We start from the raw sequence: 7200 nt of genomic DNA, 5'->3' as shown, positions 1-7200 counted from the left end.
GCACTCCAACACCACCGCGGCCGGAACCACGTCACCGAGATCCGCCCAGGCAACCGCGGCGACTTCACCCTCGGACACCGAGATCGGTGTCCAGCCGATGTCGAACAAAGCGGTGCGGGCAATAGGTGTACCGGTGGTGAGCTGCGCGGGATCGATCGGCCGGGATGCCAAATGCCGCACAGTCGCCACCGCAGCACCGGTCGAGTCCGCCAGATCCAGAGCAACACCATGCTCACCGACACGAGTGAGCCGAACACGCACTGCATCAGCACCCGCCGCATGCACCGTGACACCGGACCACTCGAACGGCAACGCCAGTCCGGCTCCCGAGGTGTCATCGGCAAAACGCAAGGCATGCAACGCCGCATCCAGCAACGCTGGATGCAGCCCGAACCGTTCCGCATCAGACCGGGCCTGGTCGGGCAATTCGATCTCAGCGTAGATCCCATCGGATCCCCGCCAGACCGACCGCAGCGCCTGGAACACCGGACCGTAGTGGTACCCCTGCGCATCGAGAGAGTCATAAACACCATCGATGTCCACGGCGACCGCACCAGCGGGCGGCCACTGCACCAGATCCACAGCCACGCTATCGAATCCGGACGCAAGCACCCCCTCGGCGTTCAACATCCACGACGCCACCGAATCGACGTCAACATCGGGGCGGGAGAAGATCCGCACCCCGCGACGCCCCGCGCTGTCCTCGCCACCGACGACGACACGCACCGCAACGCCCGCCGACTCCGGCAACACCAGCGGAGCCCGCAGAATCAGCTCATCCAGGCTCGGACAGCCCACTCGCTCCCCGGCGTGCAGGGCAAGCTCGACCAAACCGGTACCAGGGAACAGCACGGTGTCCATGACCCGGTGATCGGCCAGCCAGGGATGCGTCCGCAGCGACAACCTGCCACTGACGGCGACCACATCGGAATCCGGTTGCGACACCACCGCAGAGACCAAGGGATGTCCGGTAGCCACCAGACCCATCGATCGAGCGTCACCACTACCGGCGGCCCCTTCGGCCATCCAATAACGCCGACGCTGGAAAGCGTAGGTGGGCAAGTCGATTCGCTCAGCTCCGGTACCGGCATATAGACCAGCCCAGTCCACCTCGGCGCCGGAGACGAACAACCCTGCCAGCCCGCCCGACACCGTGGATGGATCGGCATGGTCTCGACGCGCCAAGGCCACCACAGTAGAAGCCGAAGCAGCCCGCTCGTCGAGAGTCTGGGCGATCATCGGAGTCAGCACGGCATCCGGCCCGACCTCAGCGAACCTGGCGACACCCAGGCCCGCCATCGCGGTAACCGCATCGGCGAACCGCACCGTGTCCCGGACCTGACCGACCCAATACAACGGATCCGACATCTCATCGGTCACCTGGGCACCGGTCACCGTGGACACCAATGGGATGCTGGGACGCGCGAACGCCAAACCCTCTATCGCCGAAGCGAACTCGGCCAGCATCGGCTCCATCAACACCGAATGGAACGCATGCGACACCCGCAACCGATGTGTGCGCCAACCACGTTCGGCACACGCCTCGGCGACAGCCACGACGTCGTTCTCGACACCGGACAACACCACCGACGACGGACCATTGACCGCCGCGATCGACACCCCACTTGCCGACACGTCACCAGCTGCCAGCAGCGGCAGCACGTCGGCTTCCGACGCACCCACAGCGACCATCGCCCCACCAGTAGGGAGCGCCTGCATCAACCGGCCACGCGCGGCCACCAACACACACGCATCCACCAAGGACATCACTCCGGCTACATGGGCGGCAGCAACCTCACCAATCGAATGACCCGCCACCACATCCGCACGCACACCCCACGACTCGAGCAACCGGAACAACGCCACCTCGAACGCGAACAAACCCGCCTGCGCGAACACCGTCCGATCGACCACGTCCTCGGACACCAACGCCACACCCAACGAAACCGATTGCTCCAGCAACGGATCCAATTCAGCGACGATCACATCGAAGTGCTCGGCGAACACCGGGAACGCCGCATGCAGCTCAGCGGCCATACCAGCCCACTGCGCACCCTGACCGGAAAACACCACACCCGTGGAACCCGACACCACACGACCGGACACCACACCCGGAATCGTTTCGCCGCGACCCAACGCTTGAATACCGGCGCGCAGGCCATCGCCTTCGGGTGACAGCACCACGGCTCGGTGGTCGAACAACACTCTCGAAGTCACGAGCGAGAAGCCGATGTCGATCGAGTCGTGGTCGTCGTCGATATGCGATACCAAGCGCCTGGCCTGCTCAGCAAGCGCCTCGCCACTACGCGCCGAGACCACCCATGGCAGCACGCCACCGGCCGGGACGGTCTTGACCACCGGCACGGGAGCCGGGTCCGCTGCCGGAGCCTGTTCGACGATGAGGTGAGCGTTGGTGCCGCTGAGGCCGAATGAGGACACACCGGCACGTCGTGGCCGATCTACCTCCGGCCACGCCACCGACTCGGTCAACAACCGGAGATGCCCCTCGGACCAATCAACCTTCGTGGAGGGCTGATCGACATGCAGGGTCTGCGGCAGCACACCGTGACGCATCGCCATCACCATCTTGATCACACCACCCACACCCGCAGCGGCCTGGGTGTGACCGATGTTGGACTTCAACGACCCCAGCCACAACGGACGGTCGGCAGCACGATCCTGCCCATACGTCGCCAGCAGCGCTTGGGCTTCGATCGGATCACCCAACGTGGTACCGGTGCCGTGGGCCTCCACCACATCCACCTCGACCGGCGACACCCTCGCATTCGCCAGCGCTTGGCGGATCACCCGCCGCTGCGACGGACCATTCGGCGCGGTCAAACCATTCGACGCACCATCCTGATTCACCGCCGAACCAGCAACCAGCGCAAGGACCTGATGACCATTACGGCGGGCGTCGGACAACCGCTCCAACACCAATATTCCAGCGCCCTCGGACCAGCCCACACCATCGGCGGAATCGGCGAAGGACTTACACCGCCCATCCGGAGCCAAACCGCGCTGCCGACTGAACTCGAGGAACATATCCGGCGTCGCCATCACCGCCACACCACCGGCCAACGCCAGATCACACTCACCCGACCGCAACGACTGCGCGGCCAGATGCAGGGCCACCAATGACGAAGAGCACGCCGTATCCACCGATACTGCTGGGCCTTCCAACCCCAGCGTGTAGGCGATGCGTCCGGAGACCAAACTTCCGGCAGTGCTGCTACCGGTGCCGGTTCCCTGGGCGTAGTCGTGGTACATCACACCGGTAAAGACACCGGTCGAACTGCCACGCAGTACCGCCGGATCCACACCGGCGCGCTCCAACGCCTCCCATGAGACCTCCAGCAGCAATCGCTGCTGCGGATCCATCATCGTGGCTTCGTTGGGGCTGATCCCGAAGAAGTCCGCATCGAAATCGGCCGCCGAATAGAGGAATCCACCCTGGCGGGTGTAGGTGCGCCCCGCCTTGCCGGGCTCCGGATCGTAGATGCCCTCGATATCCCAGCCACGATCCACCGGCAACTCACCTGTGGTGTCAATGCCCGAGACGACCAGTCGCCACAGATCCTCCGGCGAGGTGACACCGCCGGGGTAGCGGCAGCTCATTGCCACCACGGCGATCGGGTCGTCGCCAATAGTTCTGCTGGCAGTGACCTCGATGTCCTGATTTGTGCCGGTGAGCTGGGAATCGATGAAGTCGGCGACGATCTGCGGGTTGGGCTGATCGAAGATCAGGGTGGCCGGTAGTTGCAGGCCGGTCGCGGTGTTGAGCTTGTTGCGGAACTCGATGGCGCTCAACGAGTCGAACCCGAGCTGCTGGAATGCCTGCTGGGGTGCAACAGCATCGATAGAAGCGTGCCCGAGGACCTCGGCAGCGACCGATCGGACCAGGTCGAGCAGAGCACTCTTGCGATCGGCATCGGAGAGACCTGCCAGCTTTTGCGCAAATGCCCGACTTGCCGGGGTTCGGCTGTGGCGGCGCACAGGAATCGGTGCGATCGCGCGCACCAGGGCCGGGATCTGCTCGCCCCGGGTTCGAAGCACCGCCGGATCGATCCGCAGCGCTACCAGCTGGGCGGTGTCGGTGGCTATCGCCGCATCGAACAACGCCAGACCCTCGGCCTCGGTCAGCGGCGGGAAGCCCTGCCTGCGCATCCGATCGAAATCGTCCTCGGACAGCTCCGTACCAAGCCCGCTCGATCGCGCCCACAACCCGTAATCGAGAGAGATCGCAGGCAATCCCAGACCGCGACGATGCACCGCGAGGGCATCCAGGAAGACATTCGCCGCAGCGTAATTGGCCTGGCCAGCGGCCAGCACCAGCCCACCTGCGGAAGATATCAGCACGAACAGGGACAGCGAGTGCTGACGAGTGAGTTCGTGCAGATGCCACGCAGCATCCAGCTTGGGCCCGAAGACATGGTCGATCCGGTCCGGCGTGATCGACTCGATCACGCCGTTGTCGGCGGTTCCGGCCGCGTGCACCACACCCATCAGCGGATATTGGGCCGGGATGGTTTCCAGCAGTGCCGCCAGTGCGTCCCGATCGGACACGTCACATGCGGTGATGGTCACCTGCGCACCGAGCTCGAGCAGCTCAGCACGCAGTTCAGCCGCGCCAGGGGCATCCGAGCCACGCCGAGACGTCAAAAGCAGATGCCGCACACCATGTTCGGTCACCAGATGCCGAGCGATCACCGCACCCAGACCACCCGTACCACCGGTCACCAACACGGTGCCCGGCTCGGACAGCCGAACGAACGTTCCAGGTGCGCGGCGGGCCAACCGCGGCACGAGCAGGGTCGTGCCACGCAGCGCCGCCTCCGGTTCCCCAGCGGCGGCTGCCACCGCGGTCGCGACAGCGACCGGGTCACGGTCTTGGGCCAAGTCGGGGTGATCCAGGTCGAGAAGCTGGAATCGCCCGGGGTGTTCAGCCTGCGCGGCACGCAACAGCCCCCACACCGGCGCCTGCCCCAGATCCACCTGCTCCGAATCGGCAACAGCCACTGCTTGTTCGGTGAGTACAACCAAACGAGAATCAGCGAAACGACTGTCGGCCAGCCAACCCTGAACAGTGTCCAGAACATCGGTGACAATCTGACGCGCAGCCTCCGGCGCCGCACCATTGTGGGAGGGGCACCCGAGCAACACGATGTCGGGAACAACCGAGTCGGAAGTCGCGTCCAATTCGGCGATCAACGATGCGAGATCATCATAACCTCGCACCCCGCCAGAACTCTGGCCCCAACCGAGTACCGCTACCCGGGCCGGTTCGACTGCCCCCGCCGACAGCGGCGCGACAGTAACCCATTCCACGCCGAAGAGGGCCTCCGACACCCGATCCGCGCTCAGGCGCTCAGCCGATACCGGCCGAGAAACCAAGGCCCCCACCGACAACACCGGGTAGCCCTGCTCGTCGGCCATCTGCACAGCCAACCGGTCGCCCTGCAGCACGATGCGGACCCGCACCGCGGCAGCGCCGACCGAGTGCACCACCACCCGACTCCAGGTGAACGGCAGCGCCGGGGAAGACTCGACACCACCGCGCAGACCATGAACTATCCCGGCATGCAACGCCGAGTCGAACAATGCCGGATGAATCCCGAAACCCTTGGCTTCCTGCGGATCCGGCAGCGCGACCTCGGCGAACAACTCATCGCCACGATGCCAAGCCGCCCGCAAACCCTGGAAGAACGGGCCATATCCATAGCCGACATCGAGCAGCTCGTCGTACACACCAGCAATGGGCAAAGGCTGCGCGCCAGCAGGAGGCCACGAGGTCAGGTCGAAATCGGCCACCACATCACCGGGCACGAGCCAGCCTTCGGCGTGCAGCACCCACGGACCCTCGCCCGCATGCCGAGAATGAACACTCAACCGCCGACGACCAGTCTCGTCGGCAGCGGCCACCACGACCTGCACCGAGACACTGCCCTCGGCCGGCAGCGTCAACGGGGTGTGCAGGACAAGCTCGTCCACCACGGCGCAACCCAGGACACCGCCGACGTAACTGGCCAGCTCGACAAAACCGGTTCCCGGCAGCAACACGGTACCGAACACGCTGTGGTCGGCCAGCCATTCGACGGAGTCCACCGACCACCGGCCGGTGAAACTCACCCCACCCGAATCCGGATGCGGCACAACCGCACCCAGCAACGGATGATCCACCACGTCCAGCCCGACTGAGCTGATACCACCCAGCTCGGCTGCCAGCCACGACTGCGCCAGCATCTGCCTGGCATCGAGCCAGAAACGCTCGTGCTGAAAGGCATAGGTAGGCAGGTCGATTCGGCGAGCGGCGGAACCGGCGTAGAAACCGGCCCAGTCCACCTCGGCGCCGGAGACGAACAATCCGGCCAACCCGCCCAACAGCGTGGCGGGATCGGTCTGGTTCCGACGAGCCAAAGCCACCACCGCAGTGTCCGCGCCATCCCCGTTTTCGAGAGTCTGGGCGAGCATCGGAGTCAGCACGGCATCGGGCCCGACCTCGGCGAACCTCGACACACCCATACCCGCCATAGCGGTGACCGCATCGGCGAACCGCACCGTGTCCCGAACCTGGCCAACCCAATACAACGGATCACACATCTCATCGCTGACCCGCGCACCGGTCACCGTCGACACCAACGGGATACTCGGGCGGGCGAACGCCAAACCCTGTACCACCGTGGAGAATTCGGTGAGCATCGGCTCCATCAACGCTGAATGGAACGCATGCGACACCCGCAACCTGTGCGTGCGCCAACCACGCTCGGCACACCGATCAGCGACAGCGACAACATCGTCTTCGACACCGGACAAAACCACCGACGACGGACCATTGACCGCCGCGATCGACACCTGCGCACCGTCCAGCAACGCCGCCACGTCGGCTTCCGACGCACCGACAGCGACCATCGCCCCACCCGTCGGCAGCGCCTGCATCAACCGGCCGCGCGCGGCGACCAGCACACACGCATCCGACAACGACAACACACCGGCCACATGCGCGGCAGCGACCTCACCGATCGAATGACCCGCCACCACATCCGCACGCACGCCCCACGATTCGAGCAGCCGGAACAACGCCACCTCGAACGCGAACAACCCCGCTTGCGCGAACACGGTCCGGTCGATCAGGTCATCGCTCACCAAAGCAGCGCTCAGCGAAACCGATTGCCCCAGTAGCGGATCCAGTTCAGCCACGAT

At 65.1% G+C, this 7200-nt stretch carries 1 protein-coding gene; it reads right to left on the bottom strand.

Annotated features, from left to right (window positions below; all coding sequences use genetic code 11):
* Nucleotides 1-7200: SDR family NAD(P)-dependent oxidoreductase (locus ACWEO2_RS44090; RefSeq protein ID WP_452410843.1), on the bottom strand; the 7200-nt coding region annotated here is incomplete at both ends.

It is taken from the genome of Nocardia sp. NPDC004278 (genome assembly GCF_053602975.1).
The sequence above is the reverse complement of the archived record's forward strand: the minus strand, read 5'-3'. Positions and strand labels throughout refer to the sequence as shown.